This is a genomic window from Pseudooceanicola profundus, assembly GCF_054919315.1.
On record NZ_CM142898.1, the window covers coordinates 571031 to 595330 of the forward strand.

Sequence of the window (24300 nt, forward strand, 5' to 3'; positions counted from 1 at the left end):
AGGGTGCGCGCCGGGGCGACGGGTACGGGGAAAATGTTTACGCGTGGCCGTAGGCCTCTGCAATGGCGACCTGCAGCGCTTCCTCGGCGGTGCGGTTGCCCCAGACCTGAAGCTGGAACGCGGGGTAGTAACGCTCGGCCGAGCCGACGGAGGCGCGGATCAGCATGTCGATCTGTTCCGGCGAGGCCATCTGGCCACCGGTCAGCAGCAGGCCGTAGCGGAAGACCATCATCTTCTGCTCGGCCCAGTAGGTGAAGGAGCCGGCCCAGCACTGGTCGTTCACCTTGTTCAGCAGTTCGTAGAGGCCCGCTTCCTTGTCCTCGGGCGGTTCCATCTCGAAGGTGCAGACAAGGCGCAGGGTCTCGTCGTAGGGGGACCAGGCGAGGGTGACGGAATAAGTGCGCCATTGGCCTTCGACCGCCATGGCGATCTGATCGTCTGCGATCCGGTCGAATTCCCATTCGTTGAATTCGGCCAGTGTCTCGACGATGTCGATCGGATGAACTTCTTCCGTCTGGAACGTTTCAGCCATAGCCATGGCGCCACCTCATTTCTGTTGTAGCGCCGGGACGGGTAGCGCCCCAAGCGCTAGGTGCCTGCTCTAGGGGCAGGGCGATTTCCCCGCTCCCTTACCAAATATGGTGGTGCCGATGACAGGACCTGTAAAGCAATTTGTTGGGGACAAACTCAATAAGTTGTGGAAAGATATCTTTGCAGGCACATGAATAGATGCGACTTCGGGCAGCCGTTTGTCGCCGTCAGGCTTGATGCTTTTCCCCGGCAATTCACGGTCAATTCCCCGCATTCCTTGGCAATTCGAATGCAAAAGGGCCGCGCCCTTGCGGTACGCGGCCACTTCGACGTTGTCTACCCGGGCCTCTGCGGGCCCCTGCCTCTCTTTTCCCTACGCGGCGCTGCGCCCGCCCGACTCGATCTGCGCTGCCAGCGACTTGGGATAGCGCACGAAGAGGATCGCCGGGCTTTTCAGCCCCTCGCGCGCGATGCAGGCGGCGAGATCGCCCAGCGTGGTGCTGGCGTGGCGCTCGTTCACCGTGGAGGCGGAGGCGACGATATCCACCGGGCAGGCCGCGGGCGCGCCGCCGGCGAGCAGGTCGCCCTGCACCTGCCCCGCCTTCTCGACCGCCATGTAGAAGGCCATCGAGGTGCCGGGATGGGCGAGGCGTTCGCGGTCCGGGGTCGCATCGCCGGGACGGCAGGTGCCGGTGGTCACGGCGAAGGTATCGGTCTCGCCCCGCTCGGTCAGGGGCCGCAGCAGCGAGGCGGCGGCGGCAGAGGCAGCGGTGATGCCCGGCACGATCTCGATCTCGATCCCTGCGGCGCGGGCGGCCTCGATCTCTTCCGTGGCCCGGCCAAAGATCGAGGGATCGCCGGATTTCAGCCGCACGACGCGGCGGCCCTTGGCGGCCTCGGCCACGATCAGCCGGTCGATCTTGTCCTGCGGCCAGGCGCAGGCGCCCACTTCCTTGCCGACATAGACCCGGTCCGCGTCGCGGCGGGCCAGTTCCAGCACCTCCGGGTCGACGAGGCGGTCGTAGTAGATGACGTCGGCCTGTTGCAGCCGTTCAACCGCGCGCAACGTCAGCAGGTCACGCGCGCCGGGGCCCGCGCCGACGAGGGCGATGTGGGCCGCGGGGGCCGGCGCCTCGCCGGTGGCGATGGCCGTCTTCAGCAGGCGGGCGGCCTCGCGCTCGCGGCCCGCGAGATGGGCGCGGAAGGCGGCGCCGGAAAAGGCCGCTTCCCAGAAGGCACGACGGCGGGATTGCGGGATCGCCTCTGCCACCGCGTCGCGCAGGCGGCCGGCCAGCGCCACGAAACCGCCAAGGCGGGGCGAGAGCATCACCTCCACCTGCGTCTTGATCGACCGGCCCAGCACCGGGGCCGCGCCCTCGGTCCCGATGGCGACGACGACCGGGTCGCGGTCCACGATGGAGGGGGTGAAGGCGTCGCAATACTCGGGGCGGTCCACCACGTTGACCACGGCGCCTGCGGCCCGCGCCATGGCGCGCAGGCGCAGGTCCTCGGCCTCGTCACCAGTGGCGATGAAGACGAGGGCGCAGTTTTCGAAGGTCTCTGGCTTGGCCTCGGCAACGCCACGGGCGCGGCCATTGGCGATCAGCGCGGCCAGTTCCGGCTCGGGCCGCGCGGCCACGATGACCAGTTCGGCCTCGGTCTTGAGCATCAGGCGGGCCTTGCGCGCCGCCTCTTCGGTCCCGCCGCAGATCACCACGCGCCGGCCGTTCATCCGCAGGAACATCGGGAAGTTTTTCATTTCGCACCACCGTTCAAATGCCAAAAAGCCGCCGATCACCGCGAGAAGCGGAGGATCGAGCAGCTTTGCTCATAGGTCCCGTCATGTAGGGAAATCGGCGGCGCCGTTGCCGCTGGGTCCATCTGTGCCGATGAGGGCGAGTCGCGCAAGGAAATTGACGCAACGACAGCGCGGACAACCATACATGCACCCCGGATGCATGGATTTTCAGCAACAGCGCAGGGGCGCGAGGCCAATACGGGCCGGTGCAGAGCGGTGCGGGGGCGTCTGGCGGGGGTCCGCCATTGGCGCAGCGCAATGATTGACCAAATCAGTCGGAAATTGTAGGAGGGCGACAGCCAGCCCGGTCCCGATCAGGCAAGCGTACATGGGGGTGCCGCCCCCGTTTGCTCTTCCCTCTGCGAAAGGACCCGGCCATGAACGCGCAGTCGCCCCAGTCTTCCTTCGATCTCAGCGCCACCTGCCGCACCCCGGACGGCCACGCCCTGCTGGCCGCCCTGCGCCACGCGGGCGAGGAACATGGCCTTCAGATGTCGGGCGATGCACAGGCACTCAGCTGCGATACCGGCTATGGCCGGATGGCGGCGCAGGGGGCAGAGCGCGGGCTGGAGTTGCATCTGAACGCCGCGGACGAGGGCATGTTGCAGGTGATGCGCGACATGGTCCTGCACTTCCTTCAGCACCATGCCGAAGGGCTGACCATCGACGAGCTCAGCTGGTCCGATGACGCGACGCGGGCCGTGGGCGTGCACCCGCGCAACTTCCACCTGCTGGAGGTGGCGGAGGCGCGGCGCCTGTCGCGCGACTACATCCGCATTCGCCTCAAGGGCACCGGGCTGGCGCCGCTGGCGGAGACCGGGCTGCACTTCCGGCTCTGCCTGCCCCGCCCGGGCCGCGTGCCGGTCTGGCCTATCGTGGGCGCCGACGCCCGCACTGTCTGGCCCGAGGGCGCGGACGCGCTGCATACGCCGGCCTACACGATCATCGCGCTCGACATCGAGGCGGGCTGGCTGGAGTTCGACGTCTATACCCACGGCAACGGCCCGACCTGTCACTGGGCCGAGGGGCTGGTGGCGGGCACCGAGGCGCGGCGGACCATCGGCCTGACCGGGCCCGGTGGCGGCTGGCTGGCGCCCACGGCAGACCTGATCATGGCCGGGGACGAAACCGCCCTGCCCGCCATGGTACGCAGCCTCGATGCCGCCGCCTATGGCGACGCGCCCCTGATCCTGCTGGAACTGGCGGACCCCGAGGCGGCGGACTGCCTGCCCGCGCGCCACATCGACCGGTTCACGCTGCTGCTACGCAGCCGGGGCGAAAGCGCCGCCGCCGCGCTGGAGGAGGCCGCCGCAGCACGGAGCCCCGCGACTCACATCTGGTTCGCCGGCGAGACATCGGATGCCCAACGGCTGCGCAAACTGGTGCGGTCGGACTGGGCCGTGCCCCGCGGGCAACATTACGTGGCAGGCTACTGGACCCGCAGCCCCGCCGATACTTGACTATTACAGTCAGCTACTCTACCGCCCCCTGTACCACCCAGCCATCCCGCCAGGTAAGACACTCTCAGGGGAGAAACACAGTGAAGCTGGGACAGGCGACGCTCTTGTCGTTCCTGGTCTCTGCGCAGGCCGTGGCCGCGCAGGAGACCATCAATCTTGAAACCATCACCGTCGAATCGGGGGACACGGCAGGCGAAGGTTTCTTCGGACCCTCCATTCCGCAGGACACCGCCGGGGTGACCAAGACCGGCGAGACGATCATGGCCACGCCGCGGTCGGTCTCGGTGATCACGCAGGAGCAGATCAACGAACGCGGCGCGACCAGCGTCGAACAGGCGCTGCAATATGCGCCGGGCGTGGTGGCGGGCCAGTGGGGCCTCGACAACCGCTCCGACTGGTCGAACATCCGGGGCTTCGCCCCCTCGACCTACCATGACGGGCTGCAATCGCGGTTCGGCTACTACAACGATACGAAGCCCGAGACCTTCCTGCTGGACAGCGTCGCGGCGCTGAAGGGCCCGGCCTCGGCGCTCTATGGCAACGGATCGGTCGGCGGCGTGGTGGACACGACCTCCAAGACCGCAGGTCAGCCGGCCGACAATATCGTCCAGCTCCAGTACGGATCCCATAACCGCAAGCAGATCGGCGTCGACTTCTCCGACACGCTCTCGGACGGGCGTCTGTCCTACCGCATCGTCGGGCTCTGGCGCGACAGCGACACGCAGGTCGATCACACGCAGGACAACAGCCTCGCCTTCGCGCCCTCGATCGCGTGGCGCGCGACGGACCGGACCACGGTCAAGCTGCTGTTCAACTACCAGAAGACCGAAACCCAGCCGCTGATCCAGTTCGCCTCGGCCTGGGGCACGCTCTACGACTCGCCCTACGGCGGGCGCCTGCCCGACAGCCTCTTCGTGGGCGAACCGGGCTTCGACAAGCTGAACACCGAGCAGACCTCGGTCACCGCGATGGTCGAACATGATTTCGAGAACGGCTGGACGCTGGACGCGCGCCTGCGCCACCACGAGTCGGAGTCGGACTACAACCACGCCTGGTGGGCCTACGACAACTACGACAACTACCGCTACAACGCGGACGGCACGATCAACCGCACCTTCTATTCCGCGCACAACACGCTGGAAGACACGGTCGCGGACGTGAACCTGAAGGGCCAATGGGCGCTGAACGGCGTGCGGATGAAGACCCTGCTGGGGGCCTCCTACTCCCGCGCGCTCTATGACAGCGACTATGGCTACGGCGAACAGATCGCTCCGATCGACCCGTACAACCCCGTCTACGCGGGCTATCCCGACATCGACCAGACGGATTACCCCGCCTCCACGGTCGAGGAATACGGCGTCTATGCCACCAACCGCGCCACCTTCGGCGAGCGGCTGCACGTGGACCTCGGCCTGCGGTGGGCCCATATCGAAACCGGCGAGACCTCGGGCACCTTCACCGACAACACGGTGAGCGCGAAGGACGACGCATGGTCCAAGAGCTTTGCCATCCTCTACGAAGCGCCGAACGGGATGAGCCCCTACCTCTCCTACGCCGAGAGCTTCACCCAGGAAGTGGCCGGGACCGATGCCGAGGGCAACCAGTTCGAGCCGACCGAGGGCAAGCAGTGGGAACTGGGCCTGAAGTACCAGATGCCCGGCACCCGCTCGATCCTGACCGTCGCGGCCTTCGACCTGACCAAGTCGAACCTCGCCATCACCGATCCGACCAACCCGGGCTTCCAGATCCAGACCGGCGAGGCGAACGTGAAGGGGCTCGAACTGGGCGCCAAGCATGACTTCGGCGAGGTCTCGGTCGATTTCGGCTTCTCCTGGCTCGATACCGAGAATTCGGACGGCTACCGCATCGCCACCGTGCCCGAGAACTTCGGCTCGCTCTGGGTGAACTACACCCCCGACGCCCTGCCCGGCTGGCGCTTCGGCGCGGGCGTGCGCTACGTCGGCGCGGCCTGGGATGGGTCGGACGCCCAGAAGACCCCGTCCTACACGCTCTACGATGCCATGGTCGGCTACCAGACGGAGCGGTTCGACGCGGCCTTCACCGTGCGCAACCTGACCGATGAGTACTACGTCAACTCCTGCGGCTCGGGCGCCTGCTACATCGGCGAAGGCCGGACCGCGGCACTGACCCTGACAACGAAGTTCTGACGCTCCGGGCGTCCGCCCCTGCCGGCGGGCGCCCTCTCCTTCCGCTCACCCCGGAGACCCAGATGCCCCGCATTCTTGCCCTTCTCGCCCTGCTGCTGGCCCCCCTTGCCGCGGCCGCGCAGGACTTCCCCCTCACCGTCACCCACAAGTACGGCACCACCGAGATCCCGGCGCAGCCGCAGCGCGTGGTCACGCTGTCCTTTCTGAACCACGACAACCTGCTGGCCATCGGCGTGACGCCGGTGGGCCTGCGCGACTGGTTCGGCAACCAGCCGAGCGGCGTCTGGCCCTGGGCACAGGACGCGCTTGGCGAGGCGCGGCCCACGCTGCTGAAAGGCGACATCAACTTCGAGCAGATCGCCGCGCTCAAGCCCGACCTGATCGAGGCGATGTGGTCCGGCATCTCGCGGCAGCAATACGAGATGCTCAGCCGCATCGCCCCCGTCGTGCCCCCGCTGGAGGGTTACGAGGACTACGGCATGCCTTGGCAGTTGCTGGCCCGGACCACCGGCCTCATCACCGGCCACGCCGCCGAAGCCGAGGCGCAGGTCAAGGCCATCGAGGACCGCGCCGCCACGCTGCGCGCCAGCCATCCCGACTGGCAGGGCGCCACGGCCACGGTCGCCTACCTCTACCATGACGCCCCCGGCGCCTATACCTCCAAGGACATCCGTTCGATGTTCCTCGAAAGCCTCGGCTTCCGCACGCCGCAGGCGGTGGATGACGTCTCGGGCGCGGAGGCCTTTGCCATGACGCTCTCGAACGAGGACCTCACGCCGCTGGATGCGGACCTGCTGCTCTGGTTCGTGAGCCCCGCGAACGTCGCGGCGATCCGTGACCTCGCCCTGCGGCCCGAATTGCGCGCCCACACCGAGGGCCGCGAGGTGGCCGTCGATGCGCTGCTCGCCTCGGCCTTCTCACACGCCAGCCTGCTGAGCCTTCCTTACGTGCTGGACCGGATGGTCCCGATGATCGAGGCCGCGATGGACGGCGACCCTGCCACGCCGGTGCCCTCCAGCGTCGAGGCCGGCCTCGCGCCATGACGACCGGCGGGCTCAGCGCCGGGGCGCTTCCCGCGCCCCACGACCTGCGCCGCGTCGCGCGCCAGCGCCGCCTCGCCCGGCTGGCGCTGGCCTGCGCGCTCCTCCTGCTGGCCTGCCTCGCCGCGCTGATGATCGGCGCCCGGGCGATCACGCCGGCGCAGGTCTGGGCAGCGCTGACCGATCCCACCGTCCTCTCGCCCGAGGCCACTGTGATCCGCGAGCTGCGCCTGCCGCGCCTCGTGACCGGATTGGCGGTGGGGGCGGCGCTCTCGATCGCCGGGCTGATGATGCAATCCGTCACCCGCAACCCGCTGGCCGATCCCGGCATCCTCGGCATGGCCAGCGGCGCCGGGCTGGCCGTGGTGATCGCGGTCTGGGCCTTCGGGCTCGGCGGCACCGTGGCGCTTGGCTGGGCCTCGCTGGCGGGCGCGGCTGCCGTCACGGCCGTGGTCGTCCCGCTGGGGCTCAGCGGCCCGCTCCACTCCGGGCCCGCGCGGCTGGTGCTGGCCGGGGTCGCCGTCGCGGCGCTCGCCGGGGCAGGCACCACGGCGATCCTGCTGTCCTCGCAGGAAACGCTGGAGGTCTACCGCTTCTGGATGGTCGGCTCGCTGGCCAGCGGCGGCGCCACCCGCGCCGCGCAACTGGCGGAGCTTGCGCCCTTCTTCCTCGCAGGCCTGCTGCTGGCGCTCCTCTCCCTGCGCGGCCTCGACAGCCTCGCCCTTGGCGAGGAGACGGCCGGTGCGCTTGGCGCCCATCCCGCCCGGACCCGGCTGCTGGCCCTCGCCGCCGCCGTGGTGCTGGCGGGCGCGGCCACGGCGCTCGCAGGCCCCATCGGGTTCCTCGGCCTCGTCACGCCGCATCTCGCCCGGGCCCTCGTGGGGCCGCGCCTCGTCTGGGCGCTGCCCGCAACCCTGTTGATCGGCCCCGCCGTCCTGCTGCTGGCAGATACGGCGGGCCGGGTGATCCTGCCCCCGGGCGAGGTGCAGGCAGGCATCATGATGGCCCTGCTCGGCGGGCCGGTCTTCGTCGCCGTCGCCCGGCGGAGGCCCCGCGGATGAGCCGCAGCCTCACCCTCCGGACCCCCGTGCTCTCGCTCCGCCTGCGGGTGGCCGCGCTGCGGACGGCGGCGCTGCTGCTGGCGCTGCTGGCGGGCCTCGCGCTCTGGGGGATGATGCATGGCGACTATCCCCTGACGCTGGCGCAGATCGCGGGTGTCTTCGGGGCGGACCCCGACCCGATGGCGGACTTCGTCGTCACCGGCCTGCGCCTGCCCCGGATCGCCGGGGCGCTGATCGCCGGGGCGGGCTTTGGCCTTGCGGGCGCGCTCTTCCAGACGCTGAGCCGCAATGACCTCGCCTCGCCCGACCTGATCGGCTTCAGCGCGGGCGCCGCCCTCGGCGCGGTGGCCAGCGTCGTCCTGATGGGCGCCACCGGCCTTGCCGTCGCGGGTGGCGCAGTGGCGGGCGTGGCGCTGACGGCGCTTGTGATCACAGCCCTTGCATGGCGCGACGGATTGCAGCCCATGCGCTTCGTCCTCGTGGGCGTGGGCATCGGCCTGATGCTCTATGCCGCCGTGGATTATCTGCTGACCCGTGCCACCGGGATGGAGGCCGAGGCCGCCTACCGCTGGCTTGCGGGCTCGCTCAACGCCGTGGGGCCCACCGAACTCACCCTCGGCCTGCCCGTGATCACGGCCCTCCTCGCCGCCGCCGCCCTGCTGGAGCGCGGCATGGCGCGGCTGGCGCTCGGGGCCGAGGTGGCGGCCTCTCTTGGCCTGCCGCTGACCGCCCTGCGGGTCGCCGCCGCGCTGACGGGCGTGCTGGCCACCGCGCTTGCGGTCTACGTCGCGGGGCCGGTTGCCTTCGTGGCCTTCGTCTCGGGCCCGGTGGCGCGGCGGCTGGCGGGCGGCGGCCCTGCCCTGCTGCTGAGCGCCCTGCTCGGCGCCACCTTCCTCACCGCCGCCGATCTGGCCGCGCGCCTCGCCTTCGCGCCGACACAGCTGCCGGTGGGCATCTTCACCGCGCTTTGCGGCGCGCCGGTGCTGATCTGGCAAATCCGCCGTCAGGGCCGCGGACCCGCCCGAAAGGACGCCTCATGAAGGACATGACCCGGACCGCCCAGTTAGAGACCGAGGCGCTCAGCGTCACGCTGGACCGGCACAGGGTGCTCGACGGGCTCTCTCTCACCCTGCCGCAGGGCAAGGTGACGATGATCCTCGGGCCCAACGGCTGCGGGAAATCCACGCTGCTGCGCGCACTCGCCCGGATCGTCACGCCCACTGCGGGCCGGGTCCTGCTGGAGGGCACGGATATCGCCACGCTGGCGTCCAAGGCCCGGGCCAAACGCATCGGCCTGCTGCCCCAGCACCCGATCGCGCCCGAGGGGCTGACGGTACAGGACCTCGTGGCGCAGGGGCGCACACCGCATCAGGGGCTCTTCCGCCAGTGGGAGCCGCAGGACGAGGCCGCCACCTTGGCCGCGCTGGAGGAAACCGGGTTGAGCGACCTCGCCCACCGGCCGGTGACGGCGCTGTCGGGCGGGCAGCGGCAGCGGGCGTGGATTGCCATGCTGCTGGCACAGGACAGCGAAACGCTCCTGCTGGACGAACCCACCAGCGCGCTGGACCCGCGCCACCAGATCGACATCTTCCGCCTGCTGCGCCACCAGTCGGAGGTGCGCGGCAAGACGGTGATCGTGGTGGTCCATGACCTCAACATGGCCGCCCGTTTTGCCGATCACATCCTCGCCCTGCGCGCGGGAGAGATCGTCGCACAGGGCGCGCCGCAGGATGTGATCACAAATCGCACGGTGGAGGCGGTTTTCGACCTTCCCTGCCGCATCCTGACCGATCCGGAGAGCGGATCCCCGGTCGTCATGCCCCTCTGATCGGCCATTTTACGTGGGAATTGTCGCATCCCCTCCCCCAGACAGTAGACCTGAGCGACAGGGTCGGATAGAGCCGTTGCAGGCTCAAGAAAGGCTTGGAGAACATGGCTGAACCGAACACCCCCGATATCGTGTATACCAAGGTGGACGAAGCGCCGGAGCTGGCCTCCGCCTCGCTCCTGCCCATTATCCGGACCTTCGCCGCTGCGGCAGGCGTCTCGGTGGGCACCAAGGATATCTCGCTGGCCGGGCGCATCATCGCGACCTTCCCGGACTACCTGACGGAAGAGCAGCGCCAGCCCGATGACCTTGCGATCCTCGGCGAACTGGTGAAGACCCCCGAGGCGAACGTGATCAAGCTGCCGAACATCTCGGCCTCGGTCCCGCAACTCGTCGCCGCGGTCAAGGAACTGCAGGCGCAGGGCTACGCCCTCCCCGACTACCCGGAAGAGCCTTCGACCGACGAGGAGAAGGCCGTCCGCGCGAAATACGACACCATCAAGGGCTCTGCCGTGAACCCGGTGCTGCGCGAAGGCAACTCGGACCGCCGCGCCGCCGTGGCCGTCAAGAACTACGCCAAGGCGAACCCGCACCGCATGGGCGACTGGTCTGCCGACAGCAAGACCCGCGTCGCCTCCATGTCGGGCGGTGACTTCTGCTCGAACGAAGTCTCCGCCACGCTCGACGGCGCCGCGACCGCCAAGATCGTGCTGGAAACGGCCGCCGGCGAGACCGTCCTGAAGGATGGCGTCTCCTACCCCGCGGGCACCGTCGTCGACGCGACCTTCATGTCGGCCAAGGCCCTCGATGCCTTCCTCGCCGAGGAAATCGCCAAGACCAAGGACGAAGGCGTCCTCTTCTCGCTGCACCTGAAGGCGACGATGATGAAGGTCTCGGACCCGATCATCTTCGGCCACGCGGTCAAGGAATGGCTCAAGCCCGTCTTCGAGAAGTACGGCGACGAGATGAAAGCCCTCGGCGTGAACCCGAACTCCGGCCTCGGCGACCTGCTGGCCCGCGTGAAGGACAACGCCGAGATCATGGCGGCCATCGACGAGTGCACCGCTGCCCGTCCGCCGATGTACATGGTGAACTCCGACAAGGGCATCACCAACCTGCACGTCCCCTCCGACGTCATCATCGACGCCTCGATGCCCGCGCTGATCCGCGCCGGCGGCAAGGGCTGGGGCCCGGACAACAAGGAGCATGACTGCGTCTGCGTCATCCCCGACAACTCCTATGCGCCGGTCTACGACGAGACGATCAAGTTCTTCAAAGCCAACGGCAAGCTGAACCCGGCCACCGCCGGCACCGTTCAGAACATTGGCCTGATGGCGCAGAAGGCGGAAGAATACGGCTCGCACCCGACGACCTTCGAGATCCCGGAAGACGGCACCGTGAAGATGGTGCTGGAAGACGGCACCGTGCTGCACAGCCACGCCGTCGAAGCGGGCGACATCTGGCGCTCCGCCTCGGCGCGCAAGGCACCGATCGAGGACTGGGTGAACCTGGCCATCGAACGTCAGAAGGCAGAGGGCTGCGAGGCCATCTTCTGGCTGGACGAGGACCGCGCCCACGACGCGGAGCTGATCAAGTACGTGAAGCCGATCCTCGAGGCCAAGGGCGTCGCGGACAAGTTCCTGATCATGTCCCCCGCCAAGGCGACCACCAAGACCTTCGAGACCATCACCAAGGGTGAGAACTCGATCGCCATCACCGGCAACGTGCTGCGCGACTACCTGACCGACCTGTTCCCGATCCTCGAACTGGCCACCTCGGCCAAGATGCTCTCGATCGTGAAGCTGATGCAGGGCGGCGGTCTCTTCGAGACCGGTGCAGGCGGCTCGGCTCCGAAGCACGTCCAGCAGCTGCAGGAAGAGAACCACCTGCGGTGGGACAGCCTCGGCGAGTTCTGTGCACTGGGGGAAAGCCTCAAGTTCCTGGCCGACGCCAAGGGCAACGAGAAGGCGCGCGTGCTTGGCAAGGCCGTGGACGTGGCAACGCAGGGCATCCTCGACAACAATAAGTCGCCCTCGCGCAAGGTGGGTGAGCCCGACAACCGCGACAGCCACTTCTTCTTCGCCATGTACTGGGCACAGGCTCTGGCCACCCAGACCGAAGATACCGAGCTGGCCGCCCACTTCGCCCCGATCGCCAAGGCGCTGACCGAAGGCGAAGCCACCATCGCCGGCGAGATCGCCTCGGTGCAGGGCGCCCCGGCCGACCTCGGGGGTTACTACCACACCGACGCGGAGAAGACCGCCGCGGTGATGCGTCCCTCGGCCACGCTGAACGGCATCATCGGCTGACTTGGCCGACTGACGGGGCGGGCCCATCGCTTGCCCCATCGCTTGAAGATCATGCCCCCGCCGGTCCTGCCGGCGGGGGTTTTTCATGGCCCGGAGCAGCACCGGAACGACGTCCGCCCCCCCGGAGGCGCCCGGTTCCGGCCCCCGACCCGCTCTCAGATCGGCCCGGACAGCCGCCCGACACGCGGTGCCCGGCCGTGAGCAGATCGCCCTGCCCGCCCCTGATCAGGCACCATTTCCCGGCCCAGACACTGCCCTGACTCGGGCCGCCACAGCGCTCAGCGCACGACTCACCCGGCGCCGAGGCGGGGCGTTTCCACCCAGGGTTGAATAATCGCCCAGATGCGGGGCAGATCTCCCATGCGGCTGCGGAAGTCTCGGTATGACAAATTCGGGAGGCTCCTCACGGGCTTCGTGAACGAAATGCGAGTCTGTTTCGGTGCCCCCGGTCGCGCCCCCTGAATGAGTGGGACGGCGAGATGGTTGTTTGCGTCAATAAAACAAGAGTTTCAGACACGCCTTCTCGAAACCATCCAAAGATATGGGGGCGAGTTGCTGCAGTCGCGAAGTCCTCACGCCGCCGTGACGAAAATTCAAAAGCATGGGAGCGCAGGGCCTTACGGCGCGGTTGCGGCCGATTGACGCCTTCGGTTTCTGCGCCGCGGCGCTTATTCCACGCCCATTCCGCGGACGCGCCCCTCCCCTTGCGACGCGCCCTGAACCCTCCATTCCGGGCAGACGGACCTGCTCCGCCGTGGCCGGACAAAAAGAGACAGACATTGCTGAGACGACTGAAACTCCCGCCTTTGCTGCTGGCTGTGCTGGCGCTTTCGGGATGCCAGTATGACGTGCTGAACCCGTCGGGCTGGGTGGCCCTCGAGCAGCGCAATCTACTGATCATCTCGACCCTCCTGATGCTGATCGTGATCATCCCCGTGCTGATCATGTCGGTCTACTTCCCGTGGAAGTACCGCGCCCGTCGCGAAGACCAGAGCGACTATGATCCCGAGTTCGAGCACTCCACCTCGCTGGAAGTGGTCATCTGGGGCGTTCCGATCCTGATCGTGGCGGCCCTCGGCATTTACACCTACATCTACACGCACCGCCTCGACCCCTACAAACCGATCGAACACCTCGCCGCAGAAGATGCGATCGAGGTTCAGGCCGTGTCGCTCGACTGGAAATGGCTCTTCATCTACCCGCAGTTCGGCGTGGCCTCGGTGAACGAGCTGGCGATCCCAGCGGGCCGTCAGGTCGAGTTCAAACTGTCCTCCTCCACCGTGATGAACACGCTGTCGATCCCCGCGCTCGGCGGCATGGTCTATTCCATGGCCGGGATGCAGACCAAGCTGCACCTCGTCGCGGATCACGAAGGCGTCTACCAGGGCCGTTCGGCACACTACTCGGGCCCCGGCTTCTCCCAGATGACCTTCGAAACCCAAGCGATGAGCGATCAGGACTTCGCGGCATGGGTGTCCAACGCCAAGGGCGTCGAGACCCCGCTGACCCGCGCCAGCTACCTTGAACTGGAAGCGCCCACCATCGACGCGCCCGTGTCCTACTACTCGGACGTCGAGGACGGCCTGTTCCAGCGGATCGTCGGCCTGTGCGTGCAGGACGGCAAGGTCTGCATGGGCGACATGATGATGCAGGACATGCAGGGCGGCGGCGGCCTCGAAGGCCTCGGCAACGGTGCGGCCTACGAATACGACCGCTATCGCCGCATTGACGGCTTCGGCAACCCGATCCCCTTCGACCCTGCGTCGGAAGGCGAGAGCCACGGTCACGGCCACGACGACATGTCGATGAACGAAGACAACAAGACGGCGCACCCCTCTGACGCCGCCAAGGAGTATGCCCAAAATGGCTACTGAGCACGTACAACCGGCCGAGGTCTGGACGCCGATCTTCGGCCGCCTGACCCTCGACTGGATCCCCTACCACGAGCCGATCCTCGTCGGCACCTTCGGCGCCATCGTCCTCGGCGGTCTCATCCTGCTGGCGATCCTGACGAAGTATCGCCTCTGGGTGCCGCTGTGGAAGGACTGGATCACCACGATCGACCACAAGAAGATCGGGATCATGTACATGATCCTGGGCTTCATCATGTTCATCCGCGGCTTTGCCGACGCGCTGATGATGCGCGCCCAGCAGGCCATGGCCGCCGGCGGCGCCGAGGGCTACCTGCCCCCGCACCACTTCGACCAGGTCTTCACCGCCCACGGCGTGATCATGATCTTCTTCGTGGCGATGGCCTTCGTCACCGGCATCATGAACTACGTCATGCCTGCCCAGATCGGCGCGCGCGACGTGGCCTTCCCCTTCCTGAACAACTTCTCGTTCTGGATGACGGTGGCCGGTGCCCTGCTGGTGAACATCTCGCTCTTCGTCGGTGAATTCGCCCGTGTCGGCTGGCTGGCCTTCCCGCCGCTGTCCGGGTCCGACTTCTCGACCGGGCCGGGTGTGGACTACTACCTGTGGTCGCTGCAGATCGCCGGTGTGGGGACGACCTTGTCGGGCATCAACCTCGTCGCGACCATCTTCAAGATGCGCGCGCCGGGCATGAAGCTCTTCGACATGCCGGTCTTCACCTGGACCACGCTGTGCACCAACGTCCTGATCGTCGCCGCCTTCCCGGTGCTGACCGCGACGCTGGCGCTGCTGACCCTCGACCGCTACCTCGGCACCCACTTCTTCACCAACGACATGGGCGGGAACGCCATGATGTACGTGAACCTGATCTGGATCTGGGGCCACCCCGAGGTCTACATCCTGATCATCCCGATCTTCGGCGTGTTCTCGGAAATCGTTTCGACCTTCTCGGGCAAGCCGCTCTTCGGCTACAAGACGATGGTCTGGGCAACCGCCTGCATCATGGTCCTGTCCTTCGTCGTGTGGCTGCACCACTTCTTCACGATGGGCTCGGGCGCGAACGTGAACACCTTCTTCGGGATCACGACGATGATCATCGCCGTGCCGACGGGTGTGAAGATCTTCAACTGGCTGTTCACCATGTACAAGGGCCGCGTGCGGTTCGAAGTACCCATGCTCTGGACCGTCGGCTTCCTGGTGACCTTCACCATCGGTGGCATGACCGGCGTCCTGCTGGCCGTTCCCCCGGTCGACTTCCAGCTGCACAACACCCTGTTCCTCGTTGCGCACTTCCATAACGTGATCATCGGCGGCGTCGTCTTCGGCGTGATGGCGGCGGTCACCTTCTGGTGGCCCAAGGCCTTCGGCTTCAAGCTCGATGACCGCTGGGGCAAGCGCAGCTTCTGGTTCTGGTGCATCGGCTTCTACTTCGCCTTCATGCCGCTCTACGCGCTCGGCCTGATGGGCGTGACCCGCCGCATGAACGCCTACATGGACAGCGCCTGGCAGATCTACTTCATCGTCGCCGCCTTCGGTGCCGGTCTGATCGCGCTCGGCATTGCCTCGACCTTCATCGGCTTCTTCGTCTCGATCAAGAACCGCAAGGCGCTCGCCTGTGGTCCCGATCCGTGGAACGGCCGGACGCTGGAATGGGCCATGCAAAGCCCGCCCGCGCCCTACAACTTCCCGCAGGAAGTGCATGTCCGCGGTCGTGACGAATGGTGGCGCATGAAGCAGGAAGGCTTCCAGTGGTCGGAAATCTACGAACCGATCCACATGCCCAAGAACACCGCAACCGGCGTTCTGATCGCGGCCTTCGCGCTCGTGCTCGGCTTCGCGATGGTCTGGTACATCTGGTGGCTTGCCATCGCGTCCTTCCTCGCCTGCCTCGCGATCGGGATCGCCCACACGTTCAACTATAACCGCGACTACTGGATCCCTGAGTCCGATGTCGCCAAGCACGAACAGAAGGGAGCCCTGGCATGACCATGCTGGATACCCCGCTCACCGGCCGGATCGAGGGTCCGGCCGGCCCCGCCCACTCGGCGGACCATGCCCACGCCAGCCCGACCCCCATCGGGTTCTGGATCTACCTGATGAGCGACTGCATCATCTTCGGGTGCCTCTTCGCCACCTATGCCGTACTCGGCTATGGCTATGCCGGGGGCCCTGCCCCGCATGACCTGTTCGAGCCCGGCTTCGTGGCCTGGGAAACCGCGCTGCTGCTGTTCTCCTCGATCACCTTCGGCATCGCCATGCTGCGCGCCGAAGCCCACGACCTGAAGGGCACCACCCTCTGGCTCATCGTGACCGGCCTCCTGGGTCTCGGCTTCATCGCCATGGAGATCTACGAGTTCAATCACCTGATCCACATCGGTGCGGGCCCTGACCGGTCGGCCTTCCTGTCGTCCTTCTTCGTGCTCGTGGGGACCCACGGCCTGCACGTGACGGGCGGTCTGATCTGGCTGGTCACGCTGACCATCCAGCTGAACTGGAAGGGTCTGACCTCGGCGAACATGCAGCGCCTCTCGACGCTGTCGATGTTCTGGCACTTCCTCGACCTGGTCTGGATCGGGGTCTTCTCCTTCGTCTATCTGGTGAGGCTTGTCTGATGAGTGATCACGCACATTCCCACGGCACCATGGGCCGGCTGATGGTCGGTTTCGGCCTTGCCGCCTTCCTGACGATCATCCCCTTCGCCCTCGTCATGATGGAAGTCGACCTGCCGCGTAACTGGCTGGTAGGCATCATCATGGGTCTCGGCGCGGTCCAGATCATCGTGCACCTGGTCTACTTCCTCCACATCAACTCCTCGGTGGAAGAGGGCTGGACCATGGCCGCGACGGTCTTCTCGGTCGTCATCCTCGGCATCGTGCTGGCAGGCTCGCTCTGGGTCATGCACAACATGAACGAGAACATGATGCCCATGCACGAGATGTCTCCGACCATGGAGATGCCGGGCAGCAGCCACGGTCACGAGGGGCACACCCCCGTCGACGACCCGGCCGCAACGCCGGCCGAGCCGGGCACCCAGGGGTGACCCCAGTGGCAGAGCCGCATCACACCAACGCCGCAGCCCCCAAACGGGGGCTGCGCTTCGTTTTGACCCTGCTCGTCTCGCTGGTCGCTGCGGCAGGGCTCGCCGGTTTCGTCAGCCTCGGCGTCTGGCAGGTGCACCGGCTGGGCTGGAAAGAGGACCTGATCCAGCGCGTGGACGCCCGTGTGCATGCCGATCCGATCCCCGCTCCCGGCCCCGCCGACTGGCCTTCGATCAGCGCAGAGGCCAGCGAGTACACCCGCGTCGAACTGACCGGGACCTTCCTCAACGACGAGGAGGTGCAGATCTACGTGCCCTCCGACCTCGGCCCCTCCTACTGGGTGATGACCCCGCTGGCGCGCGACGATGGCACCATCGTCATGGTCAACCGCGGCATGGTCCCCGAGCGTCTCAAGGCCCCCGCCACCCGGCAGGCGCCCGAGGGCGAGGTGACCGTGACCGGCCTGCTGCGGATGCCCGAGGACAAGGGCTGGCTCTTCTCCCGGGCGAACGACCCGGAAAACCAGCTCTGGTATCGCCGCGACATCGCCTCGATCACCGCCACCAAGGGCTTCGACAAAGCCGCGCCCTACTTCGTCGACGAAGAGCGCGGCGCGCCCGAGGCATGGCCCCGTGGCGGCCAGACGGTGATCCAGTTCCGCAACGCGCACCTGCAATACGCGCTGACGTGGTTCGCCCTCGCGGCCCTCGTGCTTTTCGCATGGGGCATGTTCATCCGCAGCGAAGTCCGTCGCTGAGAACGCGCACACCCGGACGAACGCAAAAGGGGGCTGTAAGGCCCCCTTTTTCTTTGCCAGTATGCGGATCGGGAAGATGGAGGAGCATCGTGCCAGACGGAACGCGCGAGACGCAGGCTTTCGATCCACTGCACGAGGCGCGCATCCTGATCGTCGAGGACGAACCGGGCATGCGCAATTTCCTCGTGAAGGCGCTGACCCCCTACTGCCAAGCCGTGGCCCATGCCGCCGAAACCGCCGAGGCCGCCCCCCTGCTGGGGCGGGAGCGCTATGACATCGTGCTGCTGGCAAACCTGTCGCCCAGCCGTCGGGTGCAGGCCTGGATGGCGGAGCAGCAGGCCAGCGCCGATGCCCCCGAGACGATCCTGATCACCGCCTATGCCGACCTCGACCGCGCGGAGGAGGCGCTGCGCCATGGCGCGGCCGATTTCGTCCTGAAGCCCTTCCGCACCAGCCAGCTGCTCCATGTGGTGCGGCGCTGCCTGCGCGACGCACGGCGCAGGCGCGAGGTGGTGTTGCTGCGGCATGAACAGGCCATGGGCACCGCCCCCTGCGACCATGACCTCTGCGGCACCTCCCCCGCCATCACGGCACTGCACGACCGGCTGCAGGCGCTCGCTCGTCATGACGGGCCCGTCCTGTTGAGCGGCGCCCCCGGCACGGGACAGGAGGCCGCCGCCCGCGTGCTGCACGCCGCCTCGGCCCGCGCAGCCAGACCCTTCCTGCATCTCGCCGGCCTGCCGGGCGAGGCGCTTCTGGCCGCGGCCCATGGCGGCAGCGTGCTGGTGGAGCAGCCCACCCCCGCCCTGCTGGCGAAACTGGAGGCGCGGGGCCTGCGCCCGATCCTCAGCCCGCGCGATCCGGCGACCCTGCCCCCGGGGCTGGTGGTCGAGGAGGTCGCCCTGCCCCCGCTTGCCGCGCGTGGCCGCGACGTGATCGTTCTGGCAGACCTGCTGATGGCGGATCTCGCCCATCACCACCGCCGCCCGGCCCTGCCCCTCAACGGACCCGCGCGGGATGCGCTGCTGGCCCATGACTGGCCCGGCAACATCCCGGAGCTGCGCAATTTCCTCGATCGGGCGCTGATCCTCGGCCAGCTGCCGCTGGAGATGCTCACCTTGCCCGGGGCCGCGCGCCTGCGCCGCGTGCTGGAGGAAACCTCGGGCGACAGGGACGCGGCCGCGCGCCGCCTCGGCCTGTCGCGGGCCGGCCTCGACCAGAGGTGCGCCGACCTCGGCGTCTGACAGGTGGACCGTCTCTTCCGCTCCCTGCGCGTCCGGCTTCTGGTCATTGCGCTGCTGCCGATGCTGGTGCTGCTGCCCATGATGCTGGGCAGTGCCATGATCCGCTGGTCCGGCCGCATCGACGATATCCTGATCACCAAGGTGAACGGCGACCTGACCATTGCCGAACAGTACCTCGGGCGGCTGGTGGACGTCTCGGGCGAACGGCTCGATGCGATCGCCCACTCCGTCGCCCTGCACGACGCCCTCGACGATCCGGAGGCCTTCACCGCCCTGCTGGAGGCCGAGAAGCGGCGTCTCTCGCTCGATTTCCTCTATGTCACCGACGGCAGCCGCACCGCCCGCGGCTTCGCCCCCCGCGACTGGCCGGTGATCCGCGCCGCCCTCGACGGCGACGCCCGCAGCGCGGTGGACGTACTGCCCGCGCCCTCGCTCGAGGCGCTCGCCCCCGGCCTTGCCCGGCGCGCGGCGATCGCCATGGTGCCCACCCGCAATGCCGTACCCACGGACCGCCCCGTCGAGGACCGCGGCATGATCGTCCACTCCGCCGCCCCGGTGCGGATGCCTGGCGGCCGCATGGGCGCGTTGGTGGGCGGGCGACTGCTGAACCGGAACCTCGATTTCATCGACACGATCAATGGCCTCGTCTACCGCGACCGCAGCCTGCCCGAAGGCTCGCAGGGCACCGCGACGCTCTTCCTCGACGATGTGCGCGTGTCGACCAACGTGCGTCTCTTCGAGAATGTCCGCGCCCTCGGCACCCGGGTCTCCGCCGAGGTGCGTGAGCGGGTGCTGGGCGAGGGTCAGGTCTGGCGCGACCGGGCCTTCGTGGTGAACGACTGGTACATCTCGGCCTACCAGCCGATCACCGACAGCTTCGGCGAACGCGTCGGCATGCTCTACGTCGGGTTTCTCGAGGCGCCGTTCCTGCAGGCCAAGGCGAACTCCGTCCTGACGGTCACCGTGCTCTTCCTGCTGATCGCCGCGCTTTCGGTGCCGATCTTCCTGCAATGGGCGGGGCGCATCTTCCGTCCGCTGGAACGGATGACCCAGACCATGGCCCGGGTCGAGGCCGGCGAGATGGAGGCCCGCAATGGCCCGCAGGACGACAGCGGCGAGATCGCGCAGGTGGCGGGCCACCTCGACGACCTGCTGGATCAGGTGCAGGAGCGCGACCGCCAGCTCAGGGATTGGGCCGAGAGCCTTGAACAGAAGGTGGAGGAGCGCACCCGCGACCTGCGCGCCGCCAACGAGAAGCTGGAACAGACGACCGAGCGGCTGATCCTGTCCGAGAAGCTGGCCGCCGTGGGCGAGATCACCGCCTCGGTCGCCCATGAGATCAACAACCCGATCGCCGTGATCCAGGGCAACCTGGACGTGGCCCGCGCCCTGCTGGACGACCACGCCGAGGCGGTGAAGACCGAGTTCGACCTGATCGACGACCAGGTCTATCGCATCGGGGCCATCGTCTCGAAGCTGCTGCAATTCGCCAAGCCCGAGGAGTATTCCGGCGCGGCCAACGCGATCCGCCCCGACGAGGTGGTGCGCGACTGCCTCGTGCTGACGCGGCACCAGACGGAAAGCGCGGGCGTGGAGCTGCGCACCGCGCTGGAAAGCACCCGCCGCGTGCTGATCGCCCGGACGGAGTTGCAGCAAATCATGGTGAACCTGATCCTCAACGCCGTGCACGCCATGCCCGAGGGCGGCGTGCTGACACTGGGCGTGACCGAGGTCCCGGGCGGGGTGGAGATCACGGTGGAGGACACCGGCACCGGGATGGAAGCGGAGACGATGCAGCGCATCTTCCACCCGTTCTTCACCACCAAGCAGGCGCAGGGCACGGGGCTTGGCCTCTCCATCAGCCAGACGCTGGTGAGCCGTGCGGGCGGGCGGATCGAGGTGGACAGCACGCCCGGCGCGGGCAGCCGTTTCACCATCTTCCTGCCCGAGGCCGATCTGGCGCTGGAAGACGACGCCTATTGACCCACCCGCGCGCGGCGGCAGGTCGCGGAAAACAAATGGACCGCCGGCGGGCCCCATCCGCCGGCGGTCGCGTCGGGGCTTTTACCAGGCGTTGTAGCTCAGGTATTTGCCCGACATCTCGATCTTCACCCGGTCGCCCTTCTCGTGCGGCACGCGGGTGACCTGCATGTCGAAGTCGATGGCCGACATGATCCCGTCGCCGAAGCCCTCGTGGATCAGCGCCTTGATCGTGGGGCCGTAGACGCCGACGATCTCGTAGAGGCGATAGATGCAGGGATCGGTCGGGACGGTCTGCTCCCAGATCTTGGTGGGGCTTTCGACCAGCAGGTCGGCCGCCGCCTCTGGCAGGTCCAGCAGCGCGACGAGGGCATCGGCCTTGTCGCGCGGGAAGGCGTTCATCCCCATGCAGGCCGAGTGGGTCCAGACCGGGGACATGCCGATGGCCTCGGCGATGCCTTCCCAGGTCTGCAGTGCCGCCTTCTTGGAGGCGAGGATCAGCGCGGTGACGTCCTCTCGGGTCAGGGTTTCGGCCTGTGTCAGGTCTTTCATCTCTTGTCCTCCTGCGATGTTGGTGGCGGATCAGCCCGCCAGTTGGGTCATGAGCACGACGCAGAGCAGCGCCAGCCCGGCCGAGACCGCCTGCCAGAAGCGGACCGGGTTGCGTTCCGCCAGCGGCACATGCCGCCCCGCCCGGTAGCTGGCGCCGGGGCGGCGCAGGTCCGCGACGAATTCGGAAAGCGCCTCGTAGCGGCGGGCCGGATCGGGATGCACCGCGCGTTTCAGCGCGGCATCCATCCAGTCGGGCAGCCCGTTTTCGGCGTCCCGCGCGGGCACGTAGCTGAGGCGGGCCTGATCGCGCGCATTGCGCACGCGGGCCACCTGCGCCCCGTAGGGCAGCCGCCCGGTCAGCATCTCGTAGGCGATGACACCGAGGGCGTATTGATCCGCCCGCCACGTCGCCCCCTGCCCCGAGAGGTATTCCGGCGCGGTGTACTGATAGGTGCCGGGCATGTCCCCCAACAGGCCCGGCGCGGCTTCCTCCACCCCCGCAACAGAGGCAGAGCCGAGGTCGATGATCTTCACCGTTCCCTCCCGGTCGATCATCACGTTCTCGGGCCGCAAATCCTGATGCCGCATCTCGCGGCGGTGAAACGCCCGCAGGCCGGTGGCGATCTGGGTGACGATGTCGCGCACCTGCGCCAGATCGGGCTGCGGGTGGTCGGCCATCCAGTCGCGCAGGGTCTGGCCCTCCACGTACTCGGTGACCACGTAGAGCGCGCTGCGGTTTGCCGGCGCCTCTGCCGCGCGCAGCACATGGGCCGAGGCGAGACGGCGGGCGATCCATTCCTCCAGCACGAAGCGGCGCAGGTAATCGGTGTCCAGCGCCATCTCGCTGGCGGGGATCTTCAGCGCCACGCGCTGTCCTTGCCCGTCCTCGGCAAGGTAGACGTGGCTGCGGGCGGTCTGGTGCAGCGGGCGCAGGATGCGGAAGCCGTCGATCACCTCCCCCGCCTTCGGCAGCGGCGGCACCGGCAGGCGGGCGGCGTCCAGCGACAGCTCGGCCCCGGCCTCGGGCAGGCTTTCGACCCGCAGCAGCTGCACCGTCAGGTTGTCGTCGCTGCCCCGCTCCAGCGCCACATCGGCCAGCTGCCGGGCGGCGGTGTCGAGGTTCGGCGCGGCAAGGGCCGCGGTCACGTCACGGGCGGTGATGAACTCATGCACGCCGTCGGTCGTCAGCACGAAGACATCGCCCTCGCTCAGGCTCACGCGGCGATAGTCCACCTCGACCTCGCGGGCGGCGCCCATGGCGCGGGCCAGGTAGTTCTCGGCCTGGGAGAGGACCAGCCGGTGATCCTCGGTCAGCGCCTCGAGGCTGGCGCCCGAGAGCCGCGCCACGCGGCTGTCGCCCACGTGCAGTACATGGCCCTCGCGCCCCTTCAGGATCAGCGCCGACAGGGTGCAGACATGGCCCGCGTTCACATCGGCGACGGAGGTGTTCTGCCCATGCAGCCAGGCGTTGGTGGCGGCGATGACGCGGGTCGCGGCGGTGCGCGTCGTCCAGGCGTCGGGGGTGGCGTAGTAATCGTCCAGCAGGGCCTTCACGGCGGTCTCTGCCGCCTGCCCGCTGACCGCGCTGGAAGAGATCCCGTCGGCCACGGCCAGGGTGATCCCCTTCAACGCCAGCGGGCTGCCCGAGGGGATCAGCGCGCCGTGGAAATCCTGGTTCTCCGGCTTGCGCCCCGCGCCGGAATATTGGCCGAGCGTCACCGTGAGGCACGGGCGGGCAACGGTATCCTTTGGCATGGGATCGGCTCCGGTGAAGAAAAGAGGCCCCGCCGAAGCGGGGCCAAGGAGGGGAGATTACTCTGCCGGCAGGCCGGACACGTCCTTGCCTGCGTTGCGCTTCGGCGATTCCCGGAAGTGCGTGGCGTAGATCATGCCGCCCACGAAGGTCAGGCCGCCGACGAGGTTGCCAAGGACAACGGGGATCTCGTTGTAGGCGAAGTAGTCGAACCAGGTGAACTGACCGCCCAGCATGATGCCCGAGGGGAACAGGAACATGTTCACGATCGAGTGCTCGAAGCCGAGGTAGAAGAAGACGAGGATCGGCATCCACATGGCCATGATCTTGCCGCCGGTGGAGGAGGACATCATCGCGGCGACCACACCGGTGGAGACCATCCAGTTGCACAGCACGGCGCGGACGAAGACCGTCAGCAGGCCGGCCCCACCCGCTGCGGCGTAGCCGAGCGTCCGGGCTTCACCGATGCTGCCAATCTTCTGGCCAACCGCGTTCGGTTCCGTCGAGAAGCCGGTGGTGAAGACGACGGCCATCAGGATGGCGGTGGTCATGGCGCCTGCGAAGTTGCCGCAGAACACGAGGCCCCAGTTCCGGAGGACGCCTTTCCAGGTGCAGCCCGGACGCTTGGCGATGACGGCCAGCGGGGCCAGCGTGAAGACGCCGGTCAGCAGGTCGAAGCCCATCAGGTACAGCATGCAGAAGCCGACCGGGAAGAGCAGAGAGGCGACGAGGAAGTTGCCGGTGTTGACCGCGATGGTCACGGCGAAGGCCGCGGCAAGCGCCAGGATGGCACCCGCCATGTATGCGCGGATCAGGGTGTCCTTGGTGGACATGAAAATCTTGGATTCGCCGGCGTCGACCATCTTGGCCGCGAATTCCTTCGGAGCGATATACGACATGTTCGTAGTC

General features: G+C 67.7%; 19 protein-coding genes. 14 read left to right on the forward strand and 5 right to left on the reverse strand.

Annotated features, from left to right (window positions below; translation table 11 throughout):
• Positions 1-37: 37 nt before the first annotated feature.
• Positions 38-538, reverse strand: coding sequence for a type III secretion system chaperone family protein (locus ACX9MO_RS02555; protein WP_462213437.1), 501 nt, complete (start codon positions 536-538; stop codon positions 38-40).
• 366 nt (positions 539-904) lie between these two features.
• A complete protein-coding gene (gene cysG / locus ACX9MO_RS02560) occupies positions 905-2290 on the reverse strand; it encodes a siroheme synthase CysG (protein ID WP_462213438.1) in 1386 nt (461 codons plus the stop codon).
• Between the two features lie 416 nt (positions 2291-2706).
• Here cysG and ACX9MO_RS02565 point away from each other — a divergent pair, with 416 nt between their 5' ends.
• From ACX9MO_RS02565 to ACX9MO_RS02630, 14 genes are all read left to right on the forward strand, one after another.
• Entirely contained in the window at positions 2707-3789 is a 1083-nt protein-coding gene (locus ACX9MO_RS02565; protein WP_462213439.1) for a siderophore-interacting protein, read from the forward strand.
• Positions 3790-3869: 80 nt separating this feature from the next.
• The gene (locus tag ACX9MO_RS02570) at positions 3870-5957 is read left to right on the forward strand and encodes a TonB-dependent siderophore receptor (RefSeq protein WP_462213440.1); all 2088 of its coding nucleotides are present in this window, start codon (positions 3870-3872) and stop codon (positions 5955-5957) included.
• A 62-nt stretch (positions 5958-6019) separates the two neighbouring features.
• Positions 6020-7000 (forward strand): ABC transporter substrate-binding protein, encoded by a 981-nt coding sequence (locus ACX9MO_RS02575; RefSeq protein ID WP_462213441.1) that lies wholly within the window; start codon positions 6020-6022, stop codon positions 6998-7000.
• The gene (locus ACX9MO_RS02580; protein ID WP_462213442.1) at positions 6997-8058 is read left to right on the forward strand and encodes a FecCD family ABC transporter permease; all 1062 of its coding nucleotides are present in this window, start codon (positions 6997-6999) and stop codon (positions 8056-8058) included. The genes ACX9MO_RS02575 and ACX9MO_RS02580 overlap by 4 nt, the downstream gene beginning before the upstream one ends.
• Positions 8055-9098, forward strand: coding sequence for a FecCD family ABC transporter permease (locus tag ACX9MO_RS02585; RefSeq protein ID WP_462213443.1), 1044 nt, complete (start codon positions 8055-8057; stop codon positions 9096-9098). The genes ACX9MO_RS02580 and ACX9MO_RS02585 overlap by 4 nt, the downstream gene beginning before the upstream one ends.
• Before the next feature lie 5 nt (positions 9099-9103).
• Complete coding sequence (locus ACX9MO_RS02590; protein WP_462214493.1) at positions 9104-9886, forward strand: ABC transporter ATP-binding protein; 783 nt, start codon at positions 9104-9106, stop codon at positions 9884-9886.
• 104 nt (positions 9887-9990) lie between these two features.
• Positions 9991-12195: an NADP-dependent isocitrate dehydrogenase gene (locus ACX9MO_RS02595; protein WP_462213444.1), complete on the forward strand. Its 2205-nt coding sequence runs from the start codon at positions 9991-9993 to the stop codon at positions 12193-12195.
• 779 nt (positions 12196-12974) lie between these two features.
• Positions 12975-14069, forward strand: a complete 1095-nt coding sequence (cyoA, locus tag ACX9MO_RS02600; protein ID WP_462213445.1) for a ubiquinol oxidase subunit II — start codon at positions 12975-12977, stop codon at positions 14067-14069.
• Positions 14059-16053, forward strand: coding sequence for a cytochrome o ubiquinol oxidase subunit I (gene cyoB, locus ACX9MO_RS02605; RefSeq protein WP_462213446.1), 1995 nt, complete (start codon positions 14059-14061; stop codon positions 16051-16053). Before cyoA ends, cyoB begins: the two co-directional genes overlap by 11 nt.
• Positions 16050-16679, forward strand: coding sequence for a cytochrome o ubiquinol oxidase subunit III (gene cyoC, locus ACX9MO_RS02610; RefSeq protein ID WP_222492469.1), 630 nt, complete (start codon positions 16050-16052; stop codon positions 16677-16679). Before cyoB ends, cyoC begins: the two co-directional genes overlap by 4 nt.
• Positions 16679-17107 (forward strand): cytochrome o ubiquinol oxidase subunit IV, encoded by a 429-nt coding sequence (gene cyoD / locus ACX9MO_RS02615; RefSeq protein WP_222492467.1) that lies wholly within the window; start codon positions 16679-16681, stop codon positions 17105-17107. The genes cyoC and cyoD overlap by 1 nt, the downstream gene beginning before the upstream one ends.
• Positions 17108-17112: 5 nt before the next feature.
• Complete coding sequence (locus tag ACX9MO_RS02620; protein WP_462213447.1) at positions 17113-17862, forward strand: SURF1 family protein; 750 nt, start codon at positions 17113-17115, stop codon at positions 17860-17862.
• 89 nt (positions 17863-17951) lie between these two features.
• Positions 17952-19106, forward strand: a complete 1155-nt coding sequence (locus ACX9MO_RS02625) for a sigma-54-dependent transcriptional regulator (RefSeq protein ID WP_462213448.1) — start codon at positions 17952-17954, stop codon at positions 19104-19106.
• A 60-nt stretch (positions 19107-19166) separates the two neighbouring features.
• The gene (locus ACX9MO_RS02630; protein WP_462214494.1) at positions 19167-21089 is read left to right on the forward strand and encodes a cache domain-containing protein; all 1923 of its coding nucleotides are present in this window, start codon (positions 19167-19169) and stop codon (positions 21087-21089) included.
• 81 nt (positions 21090-21170) lie between these two features.
• Here ACX9MO_RS02630 and cynS read toward each other — a convergent pair whose 3' ends face one another.
• From cynS to ACX9MO_RS02645, 3 genes are read right to left on the reverse strand one after another with little or no spacing between them, the layout of a single operon-like run.
• Positions 21171-21638 carry a cyanase gene (cynS, locus tag ACX9MO_RS02635; RefSeq protein WP_462213449.1) on the reverse strand — a complete coding sequence of 156 codons (468 nt, stop codon included), beginning with the start codon at positions 21636-21638 and terminating at the stop codon, positions 21171-21173.
• Positions 21639-21668: 30 nt separating this feature from the next.
• Positions 21669-23393 carry a protein kinase domain-containing protein gene (locus tag ACX9MO_RS02640; protein ID WP_462213450.1) on the reverse strand — a complete coding sequence of 575 codons (1725 nt, stop codon included), beginning with the start codon at positions 23391-23393 and terminating at the stop codon, positions 21669-21671.
• Between the two features lie 57 nt (positions 23394-23450).
• Positions 23451-24290 (reverse strand): formate/nitrite transporter family protein, encoded by an 840-nt coding sequence (locus ACX9MO_RS02645; RefSeq protein ID WP_222492459.1) that lies wholly within the window; start codon positions 24288-24290, stop codon positions 23451-23453.
• Positions 24291-24300: the final 10 nt, after the last annotated feature.

Bases quoted from the DNA above. Each gene is read 5' to 3' on its own strand.
- cyoD (WP_222492467.1), top strand. From the start codon at position 16,679: ATGAGTGATCACGCACATTCCCACGGCACCATGGGCCGGCTGATGGTC.
- cyoC (WP_222492469.1), top strand. From the start codon at position 16,050: ATGACCATGCTGGATACCCCGCTCACCGGCCGGATCGAGGGTCCGGCC.
- ACX9MO_RS02585 (WP_462213443.1), top strand. From the start codon at position 8,055: ATGAGCCGCAGCCTCACCCTCCGGACCCCCGTGCTCTCGCTCCGCCTG.
- ACX9MO_RS02645 (WP_222492459.1), bottom strand. From the start codon at position 24,290: ATGTCGTATATCGCTCCGAAGGAATTCGCGGCCAAGATGGTCGACGCC.
- ACX9MO_RS02580 (WP_462213442.1), top strand. From the start codon at position 6,997: ATGACGACCGGCGGGCTCAGCGCCGGGGCGCTTCCCGCGCCCCACGAC.
- ACX9MO_RS02565 (WP_462213439.1), top strand. From the start codon at position 2,707: ATGAACGCGCAGTCGCCCCAGTCTTCCTTCGATCTCAGCGCCACCTGC.
- ACX9MO_RS02640 (WP_462213450.1), bottom strand. From the start codon at position 23,393: ATGCCAAAGGATACCGTTGCCCGCCCGTGCCTCACGGTGACGCTCGGC.
- ACX9MO_RS02590 (WP_462214493.1), top strand. From the start codon at position 9,104: ATGACCCGGACCGCCCAGTTAGAGACCGAGGCGCTCAGCGTCACGCTG.
- cyoB (WP_462213446.1), top strand. From the start codon at position 14,059: ATGGCTACTGAGCACGTACAACCGGCCGAGGTCTGGACGCCGATCTTC.
- cysG (WP_462213438.1), bottom strand. From the start codon at position 2,290: ATGAAAAACTTCCCGATGTTCCTGCGGATGAACGGCCGGCGCGTGGTG.
- ACX9MO_RS02595 (WP_462213444.1), top strand. From the start codon at position 9,991: ATGGCTGAACCGAACACCCCCGATATCGTGTATACCAAGGTGGACGAA.
- ACX9MO_RS02575 (WP_462213441.1), top strand. From the start codon at position 6,020: ATGCCCCGCATTCTTGCCCTTCTCGCCCTGCTGCTGGCCCCCCTTGCC.
- ACX9MO_RS02555 (WP_462213437.1), bottom strand. From the start codon at position 538: ATGGCTATGGCTGAAACGTTCCAGACGGAAGAAGTTCATCCGATCGAC.
- cynS (WP_462213449.1), bottom strand. From the start codon at position 21,638: ATGAAAGACCTGACACAGGCCGAAACCCTGACCCGAGAGGACGTCACC.
- ACX9MO_RS02630 (WP_462214494.1), top strand. From the start codon at position 19,167: ATGCTGGTGCTGCTGCCCATGATGCTGGGCAGTGCCATGATCCGCTGG.